The organism is Streptomyces sp. NPDC091287, assembly GCF_044768525.1.
GTDB lineage: Bacteria > Actinomycetota > Actinomycetes > Streptomycetales > Streptomycetaceae > Streptomyces.
Map to the genome: position 1 here is coordinate 218711 of NZ_JBIVUV010000006.1, position 22066 is coordinate 240776.

23 protein-coding genes are annotated in these 22066 nt (G+C 70.9%); 9 read left to right on the forward strand and 14 right to left on the reverse strand.

Annotated features, from left to right (window positions below; genetic code table 11):
• Positions 1-239: 239 nt before the first annotated feature.
• The 5 genes from ACIQRW_RS12090 (at position 240) to ACIQRW_RS12110 (ending at position 6815) form a co-directional block, all read left to right on the forward strand.
• Entirely contained in the window at positions 240-1025 is a 786-nt protein-coding gene (locus tag ACIQRW_RS12090; RefSeq protein WP_403757916.1) for a PspA/IM30 family protein, read from the forward strand.
• A 9-nt stretch (positions 1026-1034) separates the two neighbouring features.
• Complete coding sequence (locus tag ACIQRW_RS12095) at positions 1035-1313, forward strand: hypothetical protein (RefSeq protein WP_361867267.1); 279 nt, start codon at positions 1035-1037, stop codon at positions 1311-1313.
• A 149-nt stretch (positions 1314-1462) separates the two neighbouring features.
• Complete coding sequence (locus ACIQRW_RS12100; RefSeq protein WP_403757920.1) at positions 1463-2746, forward strand: sensor histidine kinase; 1284 nt, start codon at positions 1463-1465, stop codon at positions 2744-2746.
• Entirely contained in the window at positions 2743-3477 is a 735-nt protein-coding gene (locus tag ACIQRW_RS12105; RefSeq protein WP_403757923.1) for a response regulator, read from the forward strand. Before ACIQRW_RS12100 ends, ACIQRW_RS12105 begins: the two co-directional genes overlap by 4 nt.
• A gap of 188 nt (positions 3478-3665) precedes the next feature.
• Complete coding sequence (locus ACIQRW_RS12110; RefSeq protein ID WP_403757926.1) at positions 3666-6815, forward strand: efflux RND transporter permease subunit; 3150 nt, start codon at positions 3666-3668, stop codon at positions 6813-6815.
• A 78-nt stretch (positions 6816-6893) separates the two neighbouring features.
• Here ACIQRW_RS12110 and ACIQRW_RS12115 read toward each other — a convergent pair whose 3' ends face one another.
• The 9 genes from ACIQRW_RS12115 to ACIQRW_RS12155 all read right to left on the reverse strand — a co-directional run bounded on the left by ACIQRW_RS12115 (position 6894) and on the right by ACIQRW_RS12155 (position 12225).
• A complete protein-coding gene (locus tag ACIQRW_RS12115; protein WP_403757929.1) occupies positions 6894-7346 on the reverse strand; it encodes a GNAT family N-acetyltransferase in 453 nt (150 codons plus the stop codon).
• Positions 7343-8236: a hypothetical protein gene (locus tag ACIQRW_RS12120; RefSeq protein WP_403757932.1), complete on the reverse strand. Its 894-nt coding sequence runs from the start codon at positions 8234-8236 to the stop codon at positions 7343-7345. The genes ACIQRW_RS12115 and ACIQRW_RS12120 overlap by 4 nt, the downstream gene beginning before the upstream one ends.
• Positions 8152-8850: a DUF6875 domain-containing protein gene (locus tag ACIQRW_RS12125; protein ID WP_403758441.1), complete on the reverse strand. Its 699-nt coding sequence runs from the start codon at positions 8848-8850 to the stop codon at positions 8152-8154. Before ACIQRW_RS12125 ends, ACIQRW_RS12120 begins: the two co-directional genes overlap by 85 nt.
• Positions 8847-9245 carry a hypothetical protein gene (locus tag ACIQRW_RS12130; protein ID WP_403757935.1) on the reverse strand — a complete coding sequence of 133 codons (399 nt, stop codon included), beginning with the start codon at positions 9243-9245 and terminating at the stop codon, positions 8847-8849. The genes ACIQRW_RS12125 and ACIQRW_RS12130 overlap by 4 nt, the downstream gene beginning before the upstream one ends.
• Before the next feature lie 133 nt (positions 9246-9378).
• A complete protein-coding gene (locus tag ACIQRW_RS12135; RefSeq protein ID WP_403757938.1) occupies positions 9379-10227 on the reverse strand; it encodes a DUF5753 domain-containing protein in 849 nt (282 codons plus the stop codon).
• A gap of 32 nt (positions 10228-10259) precedes the next feature.
• Positions 10260-10769, reverse strand: a complete 510-nt coding sequence (locus ACIQRW_RS12140) for a DUF6879 family protein (protein ID WP_403757941.1) — start codon at positions 10767-10769, stop codon at positions 10260-10262.
• A complete protein-coding gene (locus ACIQRW_RS12145) occupies positions 10723-11112 on the reverse strand; it encodes a hypothetical protein (RefSeq protein WP_403757944.1) in 390 nt (129 codons plus the stop codon). Before ACIQRW_RS12145 ends, ACIQRW_RS12140 begins: the two co-directional genes overlap by 47 nt.
• A 94-nt stretch (positions 11113-11206) precedes the next feature.
• Complete coding sequence (locus tag ACIQRW_RS12150) at positions 11207-11401, reverse strand: DUF397 domain-containing protein (protein WP_403757947.1); 195 nt, start codon at positions 11399-11401, stop codon at positions 11207-11209.
• Positions 11398-12225 (reverse strand): Scr1 family TA system antitoxin-like transcriptional regulator, encoded by an 828-nt coding sequence (locus tag ACIQRW_RS12155; protein WP_403757950.1) that lies wholly within the window; start codon positions 12223-12225, stop codon positions 11398-11400. The genes ACIQRW_RS12150 and ACIQRW_RS12155 overlap by 4 nt, the downstream gene beginning before the upstream one ends.
• Before the next feature lie 149 nt (positions 12226-12374).
• Here ACIQRW_RS12155 and ACIQRW_RS12160 point away from each other — a divergent pair, with 149 nt between their 5' ends.
• Positions 12375-12674, forward strand: coding sequence for a hypothetical protein (locus ACIQRW_RS12160; protein WP_403757953.1), 300 nt, complete (start codon positions 12375-12377; stop codon positions 12672-12674).
• Between the two features lie 28 nt (positions 12675-12702).
• Positions 12703-13203, forward strand: coding sequence for a GNAT family N-acetyltransferase (locus ACIQRW_RS12165; RefSeq protein ID WP_403757956.1), 501 nt, complete (start codon positions 12703-12705; stop codon positions 13201-13203).
• Positions 13204-13206: 3 nt separating this feature from the next.
• On the opposite strand, the gene ACIQRW_RS12170 is transcribed toward ACIQRW_RS12165, so the two are convergent.
• On the reverse strand, positions 13207-15477 hold the full coding sequence (locus tag ACIQRW_RS12170; RefSeq protein WP_403757958.1) for a tetratricopeptide repeat protein: 2271 nt from the start codon (positions 15475-15477) through the stop codon (positions 13207-13209).
• 270 nt (positions 15478-15747) lie between these two features.
• Entirely contained in the window at positions 15748-16935 is a 1188-nt protein-coding gene (nadA, locus tag ACIQRW_RS12175) for a quinolinate synthase NadA (protein WP_403757961.1), read from the reverse strand.
• A gap of 264 nt (positions 16936-17199) precedes the next feature.
• On the opposite strand from nadA, the gene ACIQRW_RS12180 reads away from it, so the two are divergent.
• Positions 17200-17556 (forward strand): iron-sulfur cluster assembly accessory protein, encoded by a 357-nt coding sequence (locus ACIQRW_RS12180; RefSeq protein ID WP_007451212.1) that lies wholly within the window; start codon positions 17200-17202, stop codon positions 17554-17556.
• 78 nt (positions 17557-17634) lie between these two features.
• On the opposite strand, the gene ACIQRW_RS12185 is transcribed toward ACIQRW_RS12180, so the two are convergent.
• Together ACIQRW_RS12185 and ACIQRW_RS12190 are read right to left on the reverse strand one after the other, a co-directional pair.
• Entirely contained in the window at positions 17635-19074 is a 1440-nt protein-coding gene (locus ACIQRW_RS12185; RefSeq protein ID WP_403757964.1) for a hypothetical protein, read from the reverse strand.
• Between the two features lie 192 nt (positions 19075-19266).
• Positions 19267-19464 (reverse strand): hypothetical protein, encoded by a 198-nt coding sequence (locus ACIQRW_RS12190; protein ID WP_265602094.1) that lies wholly within the window; start codon positions 19462-19464, stop codon positions 19267-19269.
• 156 nt (positions 19465-19620) lie between these two features.
• Between ACIQRW_RS12190 and ACIQRW_RS12195 the strand changes: the two genes are divergently transcribed.
• Positions 19621-20595, forward strand: coding sequence for a carbohydrate kinase family protein (locus tag ACIQRW_RS12195; RefSeq protein WP_403757967.1), 975 nt, complete (start codon positions 19621-19623; stop codon positions 20593-20595).
• On the opposite strand, the gene ACIQRW_RS12200 is transcribed toward ACIQRW_RS12195, so the two are convergent.
• Entirely contained in the window at positions 20596-21978 is a 1383-nt protein-coding gene (locus ACIQRW_RS12200) for a cysteine desulfurase/sulfurtransferase TusA family protein (protein ID WP_403757972.1), read from the reverse strand.
• Between the last annotated feature and the right edge of the window lie 88 nt (positions 21979-22066).

Here is a 22066-nt window from a genome sequence, read left to right on the forward strand (position 1 = left end):
GGGGCGAGACGGGGTGATACGGGTGTCAACCGCCCGTTCCCGCACTCGTCACCAGAATGTCCCGGGGCCTCACCTACACCCTGGGCGGGAGTGTTCACGGGGCGCACTCGTCCTTGGGGAGGAGCACATCGGGTCTCGGACAGTGCGGTAATAGAGACAGGGCCCGTACTGTGGGTTCTATCGGGAGTGCTGGAGCTCAGTCCGTCAGAAGGGGGCGCGCGAAGCCCATGAGCGGTGTCATGAAGCGTATGGGGATGCTTTTCCGCGCGAAGGCAAACAAGGCCCTTGACCGGGCCGAGGATCCGCGCGAGACCCTCGACTACTCGTACCAGAAGCAGCTGGAGCTGCTTCAGAAGGTGCGCCGCGGCGTCGCCGATGTGGCGACGTCCCGCAAGCGCCTGGAGCTGCAGCTGAACCAGCTGCAGGGCCAGTCGTCCAAGCTGGAGGACCAGGGCCGCAAGGCGCTGGCGCTGGGTCGCGAGGACCTGGCGCGCGAAGCGCTGTCCCGGCGCGCCGCCCTCCAGCAGCAGGTCACCGACCTGGAGACGCAGCACACGACGCTGCAGGGCGAGGAGGAGAAGCTCACCCTCGCGGCCCAGCGCCTCCAGGCCAAGGTCGACGCCTTCCGCACCAAGAAGGAGACCATCAAGGCCACCTACACGGCGGCCCAGGCCCAGACCCGGATCGGCGAGGCCTTCTCCGGCATCTCCGAGGAGATGGGCGATGTCGGCCTCGCGATCCAGCGGGCCGAGGACAAGACGCAGCAGCTCCAGGCGCGGGCCGGCGCCATCGACGAGCTGCTCGCCTCCGGCGCCCTGGACGACCCGACCGGCACGGCGAAGGACGACATCGCCGCCGAGCTGGACCGGATCTCCGGCGGCAGCGACGTGGAGCTGGAGCTGCAGCGCATGAAGGCCGAGCTGGCCGGCGGCTCCTCGTCCTCGCAGCAGGCCATCGAGGGCGGCGCACAGGACAGCGCGCAGCAGTCGCAGCAGTCGTCCCCGCACAAGTTCGACAAGCAGTAAGGCAGCGTCATGATCGTACGGATCATGGGGGAGGGCCAGGTCAAGCTGGCCGACAGTCACGTCGTCGAACTGAACGAGCTCGACGACGTCCTGCTCAAGGAGATGGAGAGCGGCGACGGCCCCGGCTTTCGCACGACCCTCCACGCGCTCCTGGACAAGGTGCGCGAGCTCGGCACTCCGCTGCCGGACGACTCCCTGGAGCCGTCCGAGCTGATCCTGCCGGCGCCCGACGCCACCCTCGAAGACGTCACCGCCATGCTCAGCGACGGCGGGCTCATCCCCAACTGAGACCGACCGGGGCGGGCCCGTGGATCGCCGCACCAGCACCCCGCATCGCTGCCCCGCGCCCGGTCCGCCGGACGCGGGGCAGCGGTGCTCCGGGCCCCTCCCCGGAGAAGGTCCCGTCCCCGAGCGGGGGCCGCGTACCGTAGCTGGACGTGACCACCCTCTCGTCCGGCTTCGCGCGCGCCCGCCGCTGGCTCCGGGACCATCCCCTCGCGTTCGACGCGACCCTCGCCCTCGGCTCCCTCGTCGCGATGATCGCCGGCTCGTTCGCGGACCCGGGCACCGGACACGGGCCGACCTTCGGCACCCGCACCCCCGAGCCGTTCAGCGTGCTCCTGATGGTCCTCGCCGCCGTGGCCCTCGTCCTGCGGCGACGGCGTCCGATGGCGGTGCTCGCCGCCACCGGGGTCCTCTCGGCCACCGAGTACATCCTGATGGACCCGCCCGCCCCGGTCGTCATGAGCACGGTCATCGCCCTCTACACCGTCGCCTCGCGCACCGACCGCCCCACCACCTGGCGGGTCGGGCTGCTGACCATGGGGGCGCTCACGGCGGCCGCCATGTTCTTCGGCTCGACGCCCTGGTACAGCCAGGAGAACCTCGGCGTGTTCGCCTGGACCGGGATGGCCGGGGCCGCCGGGGACGCCGTACGCAGCAGACGCGCGTTCGTCGACGCCATCCGGGAACGCGCCGAGCGTGCCGAGCGCACCCGCGAGGAGGAGGCCCGCCGCCGGGTCGCCGAGGAGCGGCTGCGGATCGCGCGGGACCTCCACGACGTCGTCGCCCACCACATCGCCCTGGTCAACGTCCAGGCCGGGGTCGCCGCCCACGTCATGGACAAGCGCCCGGACCAGGCCAAGGAAGCACTCGCCCACGTCCGCGACGCCAGCCGCTCCGCGCTCAACGAACTCCGGGTCACCGTCGGCCTCCTGCGCCAGCAGGGCGACCCCGAGGCGCCCACCGAACCGGCCCCCGGGCTCGCCGTCCTCGGCGAACTGGTCGACACCTTCCGCAACGCCGGGCTCCCCGTCGAGGTGGCCGGCTCCGACCACGGGAACCGGTTGCCCGCCGCCGTCGACCTGGCCGCCTACCGGGTCATCCAGGAGGCCCTGACCAACGTCCGCAAGCACGCGGGCGCCGGGGCCAGGGCCGAGGTGAGCGTCGTACGGGTGGGCGCCACCGCCGAGGTCACCGTGCTCGACAACGGCCGGGGGTGCGCCCCCCGTCGGCCCGGCGCCGGAGCCGACGACGACCTGGACAGCGGCGGTCACGGCCTGATCGGCATGCGCGAACGTGTCACCGCCCTCGGCGGGGCCCTCACCGCGGGTCCTCGGTACGGCGGCGGATTCCGGGTCCATGCGATCCTTCCGGTCGAGGCCCGCAAGGGTGAACCGGAGCGGCCGGGCACAGCGGGCGGAACGAGGCTCTGCCGATGACCCAGCCGACACCGGCACCGGAAGCGACGACTGCGCCGCAGCAGGCTCCCATCAAGGTGCTGCTCGCCGACGACCAGGCGCTGCTGCGCAGCGCGTTCCGGGTGCTGGTGGACTCCGAGCCGGACATGGAAGTGGTCGGCGAGGCCGCCGACGGGGCCCAGGCCGTCGAGCTGGCCCGCGCCTCGGGCGCCGACGTGGTGCTCATGGACATCCGGATGCCGGGCACCGACGGACTCGCCGCCACCCGCATGATCAGCGCCGACCCGGAGCTGTCCGCGGTGCGGGTGGTCATGCTCACCACCTTCGAGGTCGACGAGTACGTGGTGCAGTCGCTGCGTGCCGGAGCCTCCGGCTTTCTCGGCAAGGGCGCGGAGCCGGAGGAGCTCCTCAACGCCATCCGGATCGCCGCGGCCGGCGAGGCGCTGCTCTCGCCCGCCGCGACCAAGGGGCTCATCGCCACGTTCCTGGCCCAGGGCGGCAGTTCGGGGGAGGGGCCGGACAGCGCGGAGTACGCGGAGCGGCTGGCGGCGCTCACCGGCCGCGAACGCGAGGTGCTGGTGCAGGTCGCGGGCGGCCACTCGAACGACCAGATCGCCGAGCGGCTGTCGGTCAGCCCGCTCACCGTCAAGACCCATGTGAACCGGGCGATGGCGAAGCTGGGAGCCCGGGACCGGGCTCAATTGGTGGTAATCGCCTACGAATCGGGCCTGGTGCGTCCCCGGGCGGACTGACCGGGTGGAGTTTCGGCGTACTGCGGCGTACTCCACCTGCGGTATGCGCGGCATAAGAAAGCAGCCCGGGGGGCGACGTTTCGGCGGCCCGGAGCGGAGATCGTAGGACTGGGCTGGAGGTGTAGGTCCCTGACGTTTTCCCCCTCCCCGCCCTCTGCCGCGTACGCCACAGAAGAGAGACCCTACCCATGTCCTGGCTGTCCAGATTCAGCCTCGCGCAAAGGGCCCTGATCGGGCTGATCTCGATTGTCGCGCTGGTCTTCGGCGCGATAGCGATCCCGCAGCTCAAGCAGCAGCTGCTGCCCACCATCGAACTGCCGATGGTCTCGGTGCTGGCGCCCTACCAGGGTGCGTCTCCCGATGTGGTCGAGAAGCAGGTCGTCGAGCCGCTGGAGAACTCCCTCAAGGCCGTCGACGGCGTCGAGGGCATCACCTCCACCGCCAGTGAGGGCAACGCCCTCATCATGGCGACCTTCGACTTCGGCGACGAGGGCACCAAGCAGCTCGTCGCCGACATCCAGCAGGCGGTCAACCGGGCCCGCGCCCAGCTGCCCGACGGCGTCGACCCCCAGGTCGTCGCCGGTTCCACGGACGACATCCCGACCGTGGTCCTCGCCGTCACCTCCGACAAGGACCAGCAGGTCCTGGCCGACCAGCTCGACCGCACGGTCGTCCCGGCCCTCCAGGACATCGAGGGCGTCGGCCAGGTCACGGTGGACGGCGTGCGGGACCTCCAGGTCTCCGTCGTCCCCGACGACAAGAAGCTCGCCAAGGCCGGCCTGAACGCGGGCGCGCTCGCCCAGGCCCTCCAGGCGGGCGGCGCGACCCTGCCGGCCGGCGCCTTCTCCGAGTCCGGCAAGAGCCGCACCATCCAGGTCGGCGGGGCCTACACCTCGCTGAAGCAGATCGAGGACCTCCAGGTCGTCGCCAAGGACCCGGCGGGCGGCGCGCCCGGAAAGCCGGTGCGCATCGGCGACGTCGCCGAGGTGAAGCAGGAGCCGTCCACGGCGGTCTCCATCACCCGCACCAACGGCCGGCCGAGCCTCGCCGTGATGGCGACGATGGACAAGGACGGCAGCGCCGTCGCCATCTCGGACGCCGTCAAGGACAAGCTCCCCGACCTCCGCAAGGACCTCGGCAAGGGCGCGGAGCTGACGGTCGTCTCCGACCAGGGCCCCGCCGTCTCCAAGTCGATCTCGGGCCTGACCACGGAGGGTGCGCTCGGCCTGGTCTTCGCGGTCGTCGTGATCCTGGTCTTCCTCGCCTCGATCCGCTCGACGCTGGTCACCGCGGTCTCCATCCCGCTCTCGATCGTCCTCGCGCTGATCGTCCTCTGGACCCGCGACCTGTCGCTCAACATGCTCACGCTCGGCGCGCTCACCATCGCCATCGGCCGGGTCGTCGACGACTCGATCGTGGTCCTGGAGAACATCAAGCGTCACCTCGGCTACGGCGAGGAGCGCCACGCGGCGATCATCAACGCGGTCAAGGAGGTCGCCGGAGCGGTCACCTCAGCCACGCTCACCACCGTCGCGGTCTTCCTGCCCATCGGGCTGGTCGGCGGCATGGTCGGCCAGCTCTTCGGTTCGTTCTCGCTGACCATCACCGCGGCGCTGCTGGCCTCCCTGCTGGTCTCGCTGACCGTCGTTCCGGTGCTGTCGTACTGGTTCCTGCGCGCGCCCAAGGGCACCCCCGAGGACGCGGCGGAGGCCCGCCGCCTCGCCGAGGAGAAGGAAGCGGCGAGCAGGCTCCAGCGGATCTACGTCCCGGTCCTGCGCTTCGCGACCCGCCGCCGGATCACCAGCCTCGTCATCGCCGTCGCCGTGCTCTTCGGCACCTTCGGGATGGTCCCGCTGCTCAAGACGAACTTCTTCGACGCCGGTGAGCAGGAAGTCCTGAGCGTCAAGCAGGAACTCACCCCCGGCACCAGCCTGGAAGCCGCCGACGAGGCGGCCCGCAAGGTCGAGAAGGTCATCGAGCAGGACAAGGGCGTCAAGGACTACCAGGTCACCGTCGGCTCCTCCGGCTTCATGGCCGCCTTCGGCGGCGGCACCGGCGCCAACCAGGCGACCTACCAGGTCACCCTGAAGGACGCCGCGGACTACGAGGACGCCCAGGACCGCATCGACGAGGCCCTCGGCAAGCTCGACGGCATCGGCGACACCACCATCGCCGCCGGCGACGGCTTCGGTTCCCAGGACCTGAGCGTCGTGGTCAAGGCCGCCGACGGGGACGCCCTGAAGAAGGCGGCCGAGGCGGTCCGCGCCGAGGTCGACACCATCAAGGACGTCACCGACGTCCAGAGCGACCTGGCGCAGAGTGTCCCGCGCATCTCGGTCACCGCCAACGACAAGGCGGCCGCCGCCGGATTCGACTCCGCCACGCTGGGTGGCATCGTCGCCGGAGCCGTACGCGGCACGCCCGCCGGCACCGCGACGCTGGACGACACCGAGCGCGACGTCGTCATCCGGTCCTCCGCCCCTGCCGCTACCGTGGCCGAGCTGAAGGCCCTGCCGCTCGGCCCGGTCAAGCTCGGCGACATCGCCGACGTGAAGGTCGTCCCCGGCCCGGTCTCGATGACCCGGATCGACGGACAGCGCTCGGCGACGATCACCGCCAAGCCCGTCGGCGACAACACCGGCGCGGTCAGCACCGATCTCGCCAAGAAGATCGACGCCCTGGACCTCCCGGACGGCGCCACCGCCACCATCGGAGGCGTCACCGAGGACCAGAACGAAGCCTTCGCGCAGCTCGGCCTCGCCATGCTGGCGGCCATCGCGATCGTCTTCATGCTGCTGGTGGCCACCTTCCGGTCGCTCGTCCAGCCGCTGATCCTGCTGGTCTCCGTCCCGTTCGCGGCGACCGGCGCGCTGGCCCTCCTGCTCATCACGGGCACCCCGCTGGGTGTCCCCGCGATGATCGGCATGCTGATGCTCATCGGCATCGTGGTCACCAACGCGATCGTGCTGATCGACCTGATCAACCAGTACCGGGCCCAGGGCCTCGGCATCGTGGAAGCCGTCATCGAGGGCGGCCGCCACCGCTTCCGCCCGATCCTGATGACGGCGCTCGCGACCATCTTCGCCCTGCTCCCGATGGCGCTCGGCGTCACCGGCGAGGGCGGCTTCATCTCGCAGCCGCTGGGCGTCGTGGTGATCGGCGGTCTGATCAGCTCCACGCTGCTGACCCTGCTGCTGGTGCCGACGCTGTACGCGATGGTCGAGCTCCGCAAGGAGCGCCGCGCCAAGAAGAAGGCGGCCAAGCGCGCCGCCAAGACGGGCGTACCGGACCGGGCGGAGCCGGAGGAGGCCCGCGAGGCCGAGCCGGCGAAGGCCTGACCTCACAACCCGGAAGGGGCCTGTCCCACGCAGCCGCGTGGGACAGGCCCCTTCCGCGTTTCCCGCATCGGAGCCGGCCTACAGGCGATACTCGATCATTGCGTTCACCTCCCCGACCCGTGTGAAGCCTGCCTTCATGAGTACCCGTCCCGAGGCGGGGTTGTCGGGACGATGCCTGGCACCGAGGGAATCGAGGCCGGCGGTGGCGAAGGCGAAGGTGACGAGTTCCTCGACGGCCCCCGTCGCGTAGCCCTGGCCCCAGCGGTCCTCGCGCAGGACGTAGCTCACTCGACCGTGACCGCTGGGTCGGCGACCGAGCTTGACGACGCCGAGCAGGTCTCCGGATACGTCCACGCCGAGGACGTACTGCTCGACCGGTGCGGCTGCAGCCCACTCGCGCACACGCGACACGTACTCCCCGGCCTCCTGGGAGGTCATCGCGGAGCGCCCCAGGAACCTGGTGGCGGCTCCGCTGTAGACGCGGCGGACGGCTGGGGCATCGGTGGCCGTGAGGAACCTGAGCATGATCATGAGGCGCTGAGGAGTGCGGCCAAGTCGTTCGCGGACGGCCGGTCCTCCGGTGCCGGGGCAAGGCATGCGCGGATCACGTTCTCGAACTCGCTGAACGCCCACGGGCGGACGTCGTCGAGCGGAAAGGTGGCGGCCTTCGAGATGGCGTTGAGCTTGTCCTCTCGCGGGGCCCCGTCCTCGTAGGAGACCGGCCGGTGTCCTGTCCAGCACCAGAACAGCGACGCACCCAGTCCCCAGATGTCCGCCGGCGGCTCCGCCCGGATGTGGATGTCGGCGCTGGTGGAGAGGATGACATCCGCGATCTCGGGTGCGGTGGTGTGAGTGAGCGCGCCTCGATAGGGGAGATGGGGCCGGTCGCCGGGGCCGCAGGCGAGGGCGTAGTCGATGACCGCAGCGGCCCCGGCCTTCGTGATCAGGGTGTTGGTCGGCTGGACGTCCGCGTGCGCCCACCCGGCGGCGTGCAACAGTGCCAGCCGCTCGGCCCACGTCCGGGCGATGCCCAGAAGCCAGGGGCGCAGGGAAGGGCGATCGCTTTTGGGCCCGCGTGCAGGGGCGAACGCGCGCCACACAGGGATGCCGTCGACCCATCGCACAGCGAGCCAGTTCCCACCCTCCCAGGTTCCGGCGTCGACCCGGTAGCCGGGAGAGATCGCACCCGCGTCGGTGAGGCGGACGAGGTGACCGTCCTCCTGCGCCATCTCGGCGGCCTTGTCACGGGCGGTGTCGTCGTCCGGGTTGTTGGCTTTCAACGCGACGACGCCCCGGGGGCCTTCGATCTTCCAGGCCCGTGAGCCGCGTCGGTCGCTCAGGAGCCGAGTAGCGACGGGCTCGCCGACGTGGACCTTGAGGAAGCCGACTGCTTCACCGGGGGGAGGAAGCGTTGGGTCCATGTGCGGATCTCCTGCCATTCGTCGGGGAGTTGCTCGAAGACATCGCGGCCGTCGTCGTCCGCCACCGAGAGCGCGGCGGCCAAGTCAGGGGTCGCGCGGAGGAACTGCGGGTCGCGTCGGCGGATGGCGGCCCTCACGGGAAGATACGAAACCGGGGCGACAGGGAGGGGCTCGCCGGCCCGCGTGGCCTCTTCCTCGTCGGCGTAGAACTTGCCGAACATGACCCCGACGGGGCCGTACAAGTTCTTGAGGGCCCAGTGCGGCCATGCCAACAGATCGCGGTGCCGGACGTCGGGCACCGCGCCCAGGAGGACGACGTTCTCGCACCGCAGGAACCCGTACGGCCTGTGGATCAGAGGCCGCAGCCACTCGGCGGCCTGCGCCCCGGCATGAAACAGTCCGGCTTCCACGGCATCCGCGCTGCCATCGGCACGGTAGACGGTCCAGGTGGTCAACCCTCGCTCGATGGAGGGTGACAAATAGGGGCAGTGAGCCATCATCCGCTCCACGTACCCCGTGATGTCGATGGACTTCGGCCTGTCCGTGCTGGCTTCGACGAGGCGGAGCGCCCCAGCGGTGGGCCGGGACGCTCCATCGGTCCGCGTAGAGGTCACCGACTGCCCGGCGCGGCGTCGTCGCCGTCCCCAGTGGTGGGGCCGCAGTCCCACTCGGCCACGACATTGCCCGTCTCCTTGTACCGGGCGAGGGCGCCTTCGTCGAGAAGGCCGTCGGCGTTGGTGAACCAGATCTCGGGCAGGGGCCCGTACGCCTTCTCGTACGTGGTCACCCAGCCAATCAGGCCGGAGCCGTTCATCTCGCGGTGCCTCAGGACGGTCCCGGCGTGCTCGGTGCTGAACGCCTCGTACTCGTGGCTGCCGAGCATCTGGTGCCAGGCTGCGTCCACGGCTCGGGAGAACATCTCGGCGGGGCCCCCGCCGTCGGTGAACTGCTGCCCGGCGACAGCCAGGAAGCGGCCGAGTTCGCGGTGTTCGATGGTGGTCCTGCTCATGGTGGTGCTCCTCTCAACGGCCTTTCGAGTGGTGCTTGGTGGTGGGTCCGCCCCGCTCGCCTCAGGGAGGCCGTCACTACGCTAGGGAGAGTGGGGAGCTGCCTCCAACGAAGTTGCGACTTCTTGCGGGGCGTCACCCAAGTGCGTTGATCGCGGCACGAATCAGGCAGCGGGCCTGTGTGCCGTGTACGGCCATGTTCGCCATGTCGATGAAGGCGCGGGTGTAGTCGGCGACCTCCCGAGGCTGGGTGATGCGGAGGTAGCCGGACGTCAACTCGACGGCCACCTCGGCTTCGTCGAACAGGTAAAAGTCTTCGGCCGGCAGATGAGCGCGGCCGACGCCGATGGGGATGATGCCGAGGCTGACGAACGGCTTGGTCCCGACCGCGATCAGGTGGTCGAGTTGGGCGGCCATGACGCGTCGGTCGCACACGGCGGAGCGTAGAACGTACTCCTCGACCAGCAGACCGAACCGGTGGCGGCCGGAGAAGAGGGAATCCTGGCGCTCCATGCGTGCCTGCACGGCTTCGTCCACGTCGTCGACAGCGACGCGCTCGCGCTGGATCGAGCGCAGCACGGCATCGGTGTACTCGGCGGTCTGCACCATGCCAGGCAGTACACGACTGGAGTAGACGCGGAACAGGCCGGTGCGTTCGTAGAGGCTGGAGACGGACTCTTGAGCGGCCCGGAGTCCGTTGCGCTCCATCTGCCGCCACTCGGTGTACATCGACTCCACGGCGCGTGCGGCAGCGATCAGGTCGGGTATCTCCTTCTCCGCTCCGCACACCATGCACCAGGTCCTGATGTCGGTCTCGGAAGGAGCCTTTTTCGCACTCTGGATGCGGCTCGTCTTCGCGGCGTTCCACCCGCACCGGAGAGATACCTCTTCCCCAGTGAGACCAGCATCCTTGCGGATGTTGATCAGACGGTGAGCGAGGGCCTTGCGAGCCTCGACGACACTCGATGAAGGGGACGAAGACATGCTGAGTGTCCGGTGCGGGTGAGTCGGCGGGCCTAGACCACGAACTCCTCGTGAGGGATGGCGCGGTCCCACAGAGCCTCAACTGAAGCGACGACCATTTTCACTGTGGCGTGGTCTTCGTTGACCTCATGTCCGGCCCACTCGCCGTCGCCGGTGAACCAGTGGAAGAGCACCCGCTCGTCGTCGATCGACCAGAGGTCATTCCCCGGCAGTGCGAGGTCGGAGGAAAGTCGCCTGGGGAGCCAGCGCACGATCTCGCCGGCTGCGATGTTGTGGCGCGCGGTCAAGGAGTGCTCCCACCGGATGTAGTCAGTCACCGGCTCCGAGACGATCCGAACCCGCCGCAGTGTCACGCCGCGGGCCGTTGTTTCCCCTACCAGCTCCTGCCACTGACGGTATTCCTCGGGCAGTTCGACGTCGCGTCCTTCTCGCCACGCGTCGAACAGCGGGTCTGCCATGTAGGAGTCGCGCATCTCCAAGTGAACGGCCGAGCGCTCAGCGCTCCTCAGCAGGGCGGTGAAGTCCGGCACGTTCTGCTGCATCGCACGCCTTCCTCAGGGTCGGGATCATTCGGGCGGGGATGCGCACCACGGTTTCGTGGTCGGGCACACCCTTGGGGTGACCCGGTACCCACTCCGTCTCGTTGATCTTCGCGTACATCTCGAGGCCAGGAAGCCAACCCTGGACGACGATCTCGGCCGTCTCGTCCTCCACCCACACCGTGGGCGAGCCGCCGTTGGGCGAGTTCGGGTCTTTCCCGAAGAATTGTAGAGCCATGATTCCCTCCCGTGCCGTGTTGGACTGCGTACTTTCGCGGTGACGCTCCCTCAGGCGGTGGTGACGGTCAAGGTCGAGGGGGTGATTGGCGGGTTCAGGTCGATCCACGAAAGGACGAAAGGCCGACCGTCTGTAGTCCCGGTGAGGCGAGGGGTCTGTCCCACGCAGCCGCGTGGGACAGACCCCTTCCGTCGTTTCCCGCCTACTTGACCGAGGAGACGAACGCGTCCCAGGCGGCGGCCTGGAGGACGAGTGCGGGTCCGGTGGGGTTCTTGCTGTCGCGTACGGGGACGAGTCCGGGGAAGTCGTCGCTGATCTGGACGCACTCACCCCCGTTCGTGTTGCTGTAGCTGCTGCTGCGCCAGTGGGCGGTGCTCAGCTCCGGGGAGTGGGTCATGGTCGGTAGCCCTCCATCGCGGTACGAATCCGGTCCGCCGACTCGTCCAGCGTGAGGGAGTTGGCCCGCAGTACGTCGTACTGCCGCCGCCACTTCTTCACGGCGACCGGGTCCTCGTAGAGATGACCGGCCTGGATGCCTTCCTCGTACGCCACCGAAGTGCCATCCGGCAGGGCCAGCAGAGTCAGCGCGCCACCCAGCAACGAGTGCGGCCCCGCACTGAACGGCATCACCTGAACCTTACTGCTCGGCGTGTCCACCTGCCCCAGCAGCGAGGCCAGTTGCTCGTGCATGCAGTCAGAGCTGCCGACCTGCCGCCGCAGTACCGCTTCGTCGATGATCGCCCATCGGAGAGGCGGATCGTCCGACCTCAGCCGCACCTGGCGGGACATCCGCGCGGCGACGCGTTCCTCGACCTGCTCGGGGCTGAGGGACTCCTGGCAGCGGAGCAACCCTCGCGCGTACTCCTCCGTCTGCAACAACCCCGGCAACGCCTGCGCCCCGTACTGCTCTATCACCTCCGCCCGGAACTCGAAGTCCATGTACCGCTGGTACTGGTCCGGATGGATCTCCCGCCGGGCCAGCTCGTAGAGCCCGTGGAAGTGCTTGTCCGTGCCGAAGGCGATGTCCAGGCGGCTCGGGATGTCCGGCGGCGGCATCAACTCGGCCGTCTCGATGCGGCCCAGCGTGCTCTTGCTGGAGTTCACGATGCCCGCGAGCTGGACCAGGGACAGGCCCGCCCGCTCACGGTGGCGGCGCTGCTCGGAGCCGAAGTAGTGGCGGGCGGACACATAGGGAGTGAGGGGCTGGGGCTTGAACGTCACGGTGCGTGCCTTTCGTGTGTCCCGTTCCCAAGGCCGGGACAGCTGCGCTCTGTTGAGGTCACGTTCCTCAGGGCGACGATTGCGGCACACACCGTAACCGCCCTCTCGTGCGGTGCACCAGAGGGCCTTCTCCGGAGGTAGCGACCGAGATGATGTTCGACGGCAAGGGCCGGGCCCTGCGACTGCTCCCGTGGACCAACGACTTCGGGGGGCCGTGTTGGCTCAGCACGACGGACCCGGGCAGTCGAGTCTCCCGGATGGCGGACGAACTGGAGGCAGCCATGATCGCCTCGGCCGAGGAAGTGCTCATCGAAGCGCGGGAGTTGCTGGCGGAGTCAGTGGTGGGGGAACGGGAGCTGCGGTTCGCGGGCACCCGGCTCGCCGAGTCGCTGGGAGATACCCTGCGGATCGCGGCGAGCCGGGGCGGGCGGCTGGAGAACACCGACTGACGGGTGCGGGGCCCGCTAGGTTACGGCCATGGAGATACAGCCCCGCCCCTACCGTCACCCGCACGTCTCCCAGCTGGTCGACCGGTTGCAGGCGGAGTACGTCGAGATCTACGGGGCACCGGACGACAGCCCCACCGATCCGGGGCAGTTCTCGCCCCCTCGCGGCTCGTTCGCGGTGGGGTACGCCGACGGGGTGCCCGTCGCCATGGGCGGCTGGCGTTTCCGCGAGGACGGACGCGCGGAACTCAAGCGCATGTACGTCACCGACGAGCACCGGGGCAAGGGCCATTCCCGCACCACCCTGGCGTGGCTGGAGGACTCGGCCGCCGCCGCGGGAGCGTCGGCCATGGTTCTGGAGACGAACCAGCGGCACCCGGCGGCGCTCGGCCTGTACCGCTCGTGCGGCTACACCGAAACGCCTGCTTTCGGCCACTACACCGACGACCCGCTCACCGTCTGCCTGGGCCGGTCGCTCCAGCCCCATCGGGTCCGCCCGACCGGCCCGCCGTCGCCCACGGCGGGCCGCTGACCCTCAGACGTCCCCGCCCAGCGCCTGAATGATCCGGTGCCACGACTTCCCCCGCTGGTCGGGGAGCCGGACGCTGAGGGCGGCCGTCTCCCGGACCAGCCGGGCTCGGGTCTCCTCGGGGGCCTTGTGCAGGAGCGCGGTCAGGTCGTCCGGTTCGAAGCCCTCCGTGGCCCCCGCGAGCACCAGGGCGACCTGGGCGTGGGTGAGCGAGGAGAGCCGGTCGCCGAATACCTGGCCCTCGATGCCCCCGCCGTGCATCAGCGCGACGCCGTCCCCGGCCTCCAACGCCCGGTCCACGTACGCCTGGAGGGCCTCGCGGTCCTCGACCAGGCGGTACGCGGCGTCCAGGCCCTCGGCGCGGCCGATGTCGAGCATCGCGACGTGGGCCAGCGGGGTGTCCTCGGGCGGCTGGACGGTCAGCAGGCGCGGGTGCTCCGCCAGGTAGGCCCGTGACTCCGTCCAGTCCGCGCACTCCAGCCACTGCGCCAACTGCTCCTGGAGGATCAGCGGGTCGTAGGCGGCGGTCACCCCGTGGACGAGGACGGCCTCCCGGAGCAGGGCGTGCCGCCGCGCGCCGTGCGGGTCCAGGACGGCCAGCTCGTCCAGGGCCGTCGCCGCCTCCTCGCCGCCGAGGGCCTCGGCGTGCTCGGACCAGAAGTCGCGGGACCGGGGCCAGTCGGGTGCGAACATCCACGCACCGACGAGGTCCAGCGTCCCCGGCGACAGGGCGAGCCACTCCGGCACGGGCGTGAAGGTCTCGTCCTCCCAGGCCGTGTGCACCGCCGCGATGTCACCGTACGCGCGCAGCGCCTGCCGGGCCCGTACGGTCACGGTGTCCGGGCTGCCGGTCCTCTCCGCGTCCTCGTCGAGCCAGTTCACCAGCTCGGTCACCCCCGTCGCGGGCCAGGGGTCCGGGCAGCGCAGCAGGAAGGCGCTCCGCTCCACGACCAGACGCCGGGCGGTCGCCGGGCCGGCCCCGGCGAACTCCTTGACGGTCTCGTCGAACTCCTCGATCGCCGCCGCGTGCTCGCCGGTACGGGCGAGCGCCCGGGCCAGGCCGTCGAGGGCGGAGACCAGGGCGGCGTCCGGGGCGCCGGGAGTCTCCAGTGCGAGCGACCGGTGGAGGGCCACCGCTTCCCGGAACGCCTCCACCGCCCCCTCGGCGTCCCCGTTCAGCTCCACGTACGTGCCGAGCACCTGGAGGGAGTCGGCCAGATCGGCCAGGACCGCGTCCCCCTGTTCGCGCAGGAGGTCGACGGCCTCCCGCGCCGGGGGCAGGGCCTCCTGCGGGTCGCCGGTGCCGGCCAGGCTCCGGGCCAGGGTACGCAGCGCGGCGGCGAGGCCGGGGCGGCAGCCCGAGGGGTGACGGGCGGCCGGCTCGCGGCACAGGGCGACGGCTTCCTCGGCCGCCCGGAGGCCCGCCCCCGCGTCACCGGCCTTGTCGAGGTGACCGGCCAGGCCGCCGAGCGCCGTGGCCAGCTCCGGGCGGAAGACGTCCGGTTGCCGCGCGGCGAGCGCGCGGAAGCGGCCGCACGCCTCCTGGGCCGCTTCGACCGCCCCGGAGACGTCGCTCACGGCCGCGCGGTGGTTGCCGAGGGCATGGAGAGCCGCGGCGAGTCGGGGGAGGAAGGTCTCCGGATCCTCCTCGGCCAGGCCCCGGAGGAGACCGACCGCCTCCTCGGCCTGAGGCACGGCCTCCACGGCCTCCCCGGCCCCCGCCAGCCGTGCGGCGTAGTTCAGGAGGTACGCGGCGAGCGCCGGGACGGACGCGCCCGGCTGCTCCTCCTCGACCAGCTCGCGCTGGAGCCGCACGGACTGCTTCGCGAACGGCACGGCGGCCGCCCGGTCCCCGGTGTCGGCGACGCGGTCACCCAGGGCGCCCATGGTCAGGGCCAGCTCCGCCTGGAAATCGCCGGGGCGCTCCATGCCGAGCTCGGCGTAGATCCGCGCGGCCTCCTTCGCCGGGGGCAGCGCGCCGGTGCTGTCCCCGGCGGCGGAGAGCAGGTTCGACAGCCGGTGCAGGGCGCCGGCCAGCGCGGGCAGGCCGGTGGCGGGATCCTCCTCGGCGGCGGCCCGCAGGCCGCTCACCTCCTCCCGCGCACGCGCCAGCTCCGCACGCGCCGACACGTCGGAGGCGGCGTCGTCCTGCCGGACCTCGTGCCCCGCGCCCGCTTCCACCGCCTCGTGCCCCGCGCCCGCTCCCACCGCCTCGTGCCCCGCGCCCGCTCCCACCGCCTCGTCGCCGACGCCCGTCCCACGGTCCTCGTAACCCATGCCCGCCCCACCGTTCTCGCCGTTCGTTCCGGTCGGCCTCCTTGGCCTCACCGGTCCCGCCCGCACCAAGAGGCGCTGCGGTGAGTAGCAGCGTAGTTACGCGGTGGTGTCATCGGTCGCCGTACGGGAGAACCGGCCCGACCGGAACGTTCCTGCCCACCCACCCCGACCGGAGCGTCTGGGCGGGTACATCCCGGGCGTACGGGAAAGCCCCGGTACGCCGACCTGCGGCATACCGGGGCTTCTCGGTTCTCGGGGACCCGCGCGGCTCTACGGCAGCGCCAGCATCCGCTCCAGCGCGAGCTTCGCGTACTTCTCCGTCTCCGGGTCGACCTCGATCCGGTTGACCAGCTTGCCCTCGGCCAGCGACTCCAGGGTCCAGACCAGGTGCGGCAGGTCGATGCGGTTCATCGTCGAGCAGAAGCAGACCGTCTTGTCGAGGAACACGATCTCCTTGTCCTCCGCGGCGAAACGGTTCGCCAGCCGCTGGACCAGGTTCAGCTCCGTGCCGATGGCCCACTTCGAGCCGGCCGGGGCCGCCTCCAGAGCCTTGATGATGTACTCCGTCGAGCCCACGTAGTCCGCGGCGGCGACGACCTCGTGCTTGCACTCCGGGTGCACCAGCACGTTGACGCCGGGCATCCGGGCCCGGACGTCCTCGACCGACTCGACCGAGAAGCGGCCGTGGACCGAGCAGTGCCCGCGCCACAGGATCATCTTCGCGTCGCGCAGCTGCTCGGCGGTGAGGCCGCCGTTCGGCTTGTGCGGGTTGTAGAGGACGCAGTCCTCCAGGGCCAGGCCCAGGTCCCGCACGGCCGTGTTGCGGCCCAGGTGCTGGTCGGGGAGGAAGAGGATCTTCTCGCCCTGCTCGAAAGCCCACTCCAGGGCCCGCTTCGCGTTCGACGACGTGCAGATCGTGCCGCCGTGCTTGCCGGTGAAGGCCTTGATGTCGGCGGAGGAGTTCATGTACGAGACGGGCACCACCTGATCGGCGACCCCGGCCTCCGTCAGCACGTCCCAGCACTCGGCGACCTGCTCGGCGGTTGCCATGTCGGCCATCGAGCAGCCGGCCGCCAGGTCGGGCAGGACGACCGCCTGGGCGTCCGTGGTCAGGATGTCCGCGGACTCCGCCATGAAGTGGACGCCGCAGAAGACGATGTACTCGGCCTCCGGACGCGCGGCCGCGTCGCGGGCCAGCTTGAACGAGTCGCCGGTGACGTCCGCGAACTGGATGACCTCGTCGCGCTGGTAGTGGTGGCCGAGGACGAACACCTTGTCCCCGAGCTTCTCCTTCGCGACACGGGCGCGCTCCACCAGGTCCGGGTCGGACGGGGAGGGCAGGTCGCCGGGGCATTCGACGCCGCGCTCGCTCCTCGGGTCGGCCTCGCGGCCGAGCAGCAGCAGCGCGAGCGGTGTCGGCTGTACGTCCAGGGGCTGGGCCGTGGTCACGTCACGCACCCTTTCTAGTCTGCGAACTCAAGATCACTCCGCGAACTTCCGCGAAGAGCTTCGGCGAACTCGCCTTTTCGTCTATTTGACGCTATCTATCATAGCCGCTTCGTGTCAGTTTGACGATGCCGATAGCGTCGATGTGACGCATCCCCCGGGCGGCCCGGTGTGCGAGCATGAAAAGGAACAGACAAGCGCTTGGCCCGGAATGTTTCCGCGGCTGAGGCGGTTGAACCGTCGGCAAGCAGTCCGTACAACCCGGGAGAGAAGCAGATGTCCGTATCGGACGAGACCACCACCGTGAGCGACGGCATCCTCCTGTCCGACGCCGCCGCCGCCAAGGTCAAGGGCCTGCTGGAGCAGGAAGGCCGCGAGGACCTGGCGCTGCGCGTCGCCGTTCAGCCCGGCGGTTGCTCGGGCCTGCGTTACCAGCTCTTCTTCGACGAGCGTTCGCTCGACGGTGATGTCGTGAAGGACTTCGACGGCGTCAAGGTCGTCACTGACCGGATGAGCGCCCCGTACCTGGGCGGCGCCTCCATCGACTTCGTCGACACCATCGAGAAGCAGGGCTTCACGATCGACAACCCGAACGCCTCCGGCTCCTGCGCCTGCGGCGACTCGTTCAGCTAAGCGCTGCGCGTACGGCATACGGAGGCGGCCCCGGGATCACTCCCGGGGCCGCCTCCGTACGTACACCCGCCCATCCGCTCAGCCGCGCGGCACCGCACCGCCCGACGCCGCGTCGATCACCGTGCGGTCGCCCAGCGGCTTCTCCAGTGTCACCGTCCGGGTCAGCTCCTTGGCGATCATGATGCAGGCCTTCTTGCCCTCCTGCGGCTTCTCCGCGATCGAGATCCGCACCTGGCCCGCACTCTCCTTCGCGCTCGCCGTGTACGTACTGCACACGCCGCCCCAGAACGTCACCTCAAGGGTCCGCCCGTCCGCGCCGTACGACGTCACCTTCCGGTCCCCGGAGGGGGCGGGCGTCTCCGGCTTCTCGATGAACTTCGGGTCCACGGCGACCTGCGTGACCGTGTTCTCCGGGCCGCCCGGGGCCTGGCGGACCGTGAACAGCCAGGACGGCACCAGCGTCTGCCGGCCGTCCACGTAGTTCAGCGCCAGACCGAACACCGCGTCCTCGACCGTCTGCTCCACCGGCGCCCGCTTGCCGTTCGACGGCACGCACTGGGGGTCCGAGGGCTTCGGCTCACCCTGGTGCGGTACGGGAGTGCCGCAGCCGCCGATGTCCCGGTCGGCGTCGCCCGTGCCCCGGCTCACCGCGTTCAGCTGCTTCAGCGCCTCGTCCGCGCCGACCGCCGGGTAGGTGTCGCCCTTCTCCAGCGCCTTCAGATGTCCGCTGCCGCCGGTCACCTTGCCGTCCGGGCCCACCTGGACACCGGTCGACCAGCCGTACGTCGGGAGCCCGTCGATCCTCGGATCGGCGTTCACCACGCGGACGTCGCCCATCAGCTGGCCCGCGTTCAGCGCCGCGTCGTCCTGCCCGGCCGCCTCGAGTACCGGGACCGCGGCCGCCTTCGCCGCCTTCTCGCTCACCGGCTCGCCGCCCGGCTCCGAGGCCCCGTTCGCGCACATCGTCCCCGGCTCACAGGGCTTGGCCGGGGTGGTGCGGGCGAACGTCCAGGTACCCGGGGCCTGCTTCGTCACCTTCAGGAAAGCCCCGGGACCGTCGTCGTCGCCGACCACCCAGGACGTGCCCTCGGTGCGCGGCGAGCCCGGGATGCCCAGTGCCTTCGCCAGCCGGGCGACGTCGGCCGACGCGACCGTGCCCTTCGCATGGTGGACCGCCGCCTCGTCCGGGCCGTCCGGGAGGTCGCCCGCGGCCCGGTAGATCACGGGCGGACCGCCCGGGTCCGGTTCGCCGGGTGCGATGCCCGCAGGAGGGGCGTCCGAGGCCGGGGACGTGGAGCCCGGGCCGTCGCCGACGGGAGCGTCCAGGGCCAGCGGCAGGGCCTCGCCCCGCGCCGACGAACCGCTGTCCGCCGCGCCGCCGTCGCCCGCGGCCGTCGAGGCCCAGTACGCCCCACCGCCTCCGGCCAGCAGCACGGCCGCGGCCACCGAGGCCACCGCGAGCGGCGGACGCCGCCGCCGGGGGCCGGTCACGTCGTTGTCGGGTCGCTCGGTGCTCACCGGATCGCTCCTTCGACTGCGTTGCCGTCGCGGTGCCTACCGCGTGTCCCCGGACGGGGACACCGGTGGGACGGAGCGGAGGAGCGTGCGGTTCCCCGGCCCGGGCCGCCCGGACACGAGCACCGTACGGTCCCGCCGGAACCCGTACGGAAAAGGCCGAAATGTGATGTCGTCGGGGCCGGCCCGCGGGCCTCAGTCGCCGTACTCGGACATCGCGTCGATCAGCCGCGCCGACGAGGGCGGGACCGTCACCCCGTTGATCAGGGACGGCTTCACCGGGACCGGGGCGCTCTTCACGGCCGCCGTCCAGTGCGGCGCCATCCGCGCACAGTCACCGCGCAGTGCGGCCAGGCTCAATTCCGACTCGGGCAATGCGGTGTGCTTCGACATATCCGCACCGTAACCACGGTCGAGCTCAGGTAGAAAGGCCTACTATCGGGTAGTTTTCCCTTTTCCTGGCCGTCGCCTCACCCGGTAGCGTGAACTGTCACGTCGTCCCGGAGGGCGCACTCACGGCCCTTCGCCTTCCGCAGGAGCAGCCTCCCCGTGCGTATTGCAGTCACCGGCTCGATCGCCACCGACCACCTCATGACCTTCCCCGGCCGCTTCGCCGACCAGCTGGTCGCGGATCAGCTGCACACGGTCTCCCTCTCCTTCCTGGTCGACAACCTCGATGTCCGCCGGGGCGGTGTCGCCGCCAACATCTGCTTCGGGATGGGCCTGCTCGGCACCCGCCCGATCCTGGTCGGCGCCGCGGGCTCGGACTTCGACGAGTACCGCGCCTGGCTCGACCGGCACGGCGTCGAGACCGGCTCGGTCCGCATCTCCGAGGTACTGCACACCGCCCGCTTCGTCTGCACCACCGACGCCGACCACAACCAGATCGGCTCCTTCTACACGGGCGCGATGAGCGAGGCCCGCCTCATCGAGCTGAAGAGCGTCGCCGACCGCGTCGGCGGCCTCGACCTCGTCTCCATCGGAGCCGACGACCCCGAGGCGATGCTCCGCCACACCGAGGAGTGCCGCTCCCGGAACATCCCGTTCGCCGCCGACTTCTCGCAGCAGATCGCGCGGATGGACGGCGAAGAGATCCGCATCCTCCTCGACGGCGCCACCTACCTCTTCTCCAACGAGTACGAGAAGGGGCTCATCGAGTCCAAGACCGGCTGGAGCGACGAGGAGATCCTCGCCAAGGTCGGCCACCGCGTCACCACCCTCGGCGCCCGCGGTGTCCGGATCGAGCGGGTCGGCGAGCCGGTCATCGAGGTCGGCTGCCCCGAGGAGGACACCAAGGCCGACCCCACCGGCGTCGGCGACGCCTTCCGGGCCGGCTTCCTCTCCGGCCTCGCCTGGGGCGTCGGCCTGGAGCGCGCCGCCCAGGTCGGCTGCATGCTCGCCACCCTGGTCATCGAGACGGTCGGCACCCAGGAGTACACGCTGCGCCGCACCCCCTTCATGGACCGTTTCACCAAGGCGTACGGCCATGAGGCCGCCACCGAGGTCCGGCAGCACCTGGTGTGATCAGCTGAGCCGGCGGACCACATAGGCCGAGCCGCGGTCCGCCGGCTCCTCGCCCACGTACTCCTGGCCCCGCATCTCGCACCAGGCCGGGATGTCCAGTCGCGCCGCCTCGTCGTCGGCGAGCACCGTCACCGTGGAGCCCACCGCTACCTCCCCGATCACCTTTGCGAGCTCGATCACCGGGATCGGGCAGCGACGGCCCAGCGCGTCGACCACCAGGGACGCGGCGGGACCGGGGGAGAGGGGTGCGGCGACCGGGGCGCCGAGCCGCTCGCGCACCTCGGCGACCACCCCGGGCAGGACCTCCAGGAAGCGGTCGACGTCCGCCCCGGCCGTGCCCGGCGGCAGCGACACCCGGACGTTCCCCTCCGAGAGCACCCCCATCGCCTTGAGCACATGGCTCGGAATCAGGGTGCTGCTCGTGCAGGACGAGCCGGACGACACGGAGAACTCCCTCCGGTCCAGCTCGTGCAGGAGGGTCTCCCCGTCGACATAGAGACAGGAGAAGGTGACCAGATGCGGCAGCCGCCGCTCCGGATCACCCACCACCTCGACATCGGGCACCCGCTCGGCCACGACGGTCCGGATCCGGTCCACCAGGGCCCGCAGCCGCGCCGACTCCGCCGCCGCCTCGCTCCGTACCGCGCGCAACGAGGCCGCCGCCGCCACGATCGCCGGCAGGTTCTCGAACCCTGCCGCCCGCCCCGACTCCCGCTCCCCGGCCGGTCCTTGGGGTGCGAACCGCACCCCTTTGCGGACCGCGAGCAGCCCGACCCCGGCCGGACCGCCCCACTTGTGCGCGCTCGCCGTCAGCAGCGACCAGCCCGCCGGGACCGGACCCCAGCCGAGCGACTGGGCCGCGTCCACCAGCAGCGGCACCCCGGCGTCCGCACAGCGCGCGGCGACCTCGGCGACGGGCTGCTCGGTGCCCACCTCGTGGTTGGCCGACTGGAGGCAGGCCAGCGCGGTGTCCGCCCGCAGCGCCCCGGCGTACACCGCCGGGTCCACCGCCCCCGTGCGGTCCACCGGGACCTCGGTGAACGAGCCGCCCGCCGCCTCGTGGGCCGCCGCCGAATGGAGCACCGACGAGTGTTCGACCGCCGAGAGGGCCAGATGGCGGCCGACACGCCGACGCCCCGAAAGAGCCCCGGCAATTCCCGTGTGCACCGCCGTCGTCCCGGACGAGGTGAAGACCAGTTCGTCGGGGCGGCATCCGACGGCCTCCGCGGCGGCCTCCCGGGCCGCGTCCAGGAGCAGCCTGGCCCGCCGCCCCTCCCGGTACAGGCGGGCGGGATCGGCCCAGCCCTCGTCGAGCGCGGCAAGCAGCGCCTGGCGTGCGACGGGGTGCAGGGGGGCGGCGGAGGCGGCATCGAAGTAGGGCACCCCGCCACGCTAGCCCGCACCCGGCCCCACCTCGCCGGGGGCCGTTCCTCCCGGACGGGCGAGTGGCCGTCAGATGGGGTCCGGAGGC

Excerpts from the sequence above, each read along its gene's own strand:
- ACIQRW_RS12190 (WP_265602094.1), bottom strand. The coding sequence starts at position 19,464 with ATGTCGAAGCACACCGCATTGCCCGAGTCGGAATTGAGCCTGGCCGCA.
- ACIQRW_RS12130 (WP_403757935.1), bottom strand. The coding sequence starts at position 9,245 with ATGAGCAGGACCACCATCGAACACCGCGAACTCGGCCGCTTCCTGGCT.
- ACIQRW_RS12105 (WP_403757923.1), top strand. The coding sequence starts at position 2,743 with ATGACCCAGCCGACACCGGCACCGGAAGCGACGACTGCGCCGCAGCAG.
- ACIQRW_RS12140 (WP_403757941.1), bottom strand. The coding sequence starts at position 10,769 with ATGCAGCAGAACGTGCCGGACTTCACCGCCCTGCTGAGGAGCGCTGAG.
- ACIQRW_RS12110 (WP_403757926.1), top strand. The coding sequence starts at position 3,666 with ATGTCCTGGCTGTCCAGATTCAGCCTCGCGCAAAGGGCCCTGATCGGG.
- ACIQRW_RS12165 (WP_403757956.1), top strand. The coding sequence starts at position 12,703 with ATGGAGATACAGCCCCGCCCCTACCGTCACCCGCACGTCTCCCAGCTG.
- ACIQRW_RS12115 (WP_403757929.1), bottom strand. The coding sequence starts at position 7,346 with ATGATCATGCTCAGGTTCCTCACGGCCACCGATGCCCCAGCCGTCCGC.
- ACIQRW_RS12120 (WP_403757932.1), bottom strand. The coding sequence starts at position 8,236 with ATGGACCCAACGCTTCCTCCCCCCGGTGAAGCAGTCGGCTTCCTCAAG.
- ACIQRW_RS12170 (WP_403757958.1), bottom strand. The coding sequence starts at position 15,477 with ATGGGTTACGAGGACCGTGGGACGGGCGTCGGCGACGAGGCGGTGGGA.
- ACIQRW_RS12095 (WP_361867267.1), top strand. The coding sequence starts at position 1,035 with ATGATCGTACGGATCATGGGGGAGGGCCAGGTCAAGCTGGCCGACAGT.
- ACIQRW_RS12135 (WP_403757938.1), bottom strand. The coding sequence starts at position 10,227 with ATGTCTTCGTCCCCTTCATCGAGTGTCGTCGAGGCTCGCAAGGCCCTC.
- ACIQRW_RS12090 (WP_403757916.1), top strand. The coding sequence starts at position 240 with ATGAAGCGTATGGGGATGCTTTTCCGCGCGAAGGCAAACAAGGCCCTT.
- ACIQRW_RS12180 (WP_007451212.1), top strand. The coding sequence starts at position 17,200 with ATGTCCGTATCGGACGAGACCACCACCGTGAGCGACGGCATCCTCCTG.
- ACIQRW_RS12160 (WP_403757953.1), top strand. The coding sequence starts at position 12,375 with ATGATGTTCGACGGCAAGGGCCGGGCCCTGCGACTGCTCCCGTGGACC.
- ACIQRW_RS12150 (WP_403757947.1), bottom strand. The coding sequence starts at position 11,401 with ATGACCCACTCCCCGGAGCTGAGCACCGCCCACTGGCGCAGCAGCAGC.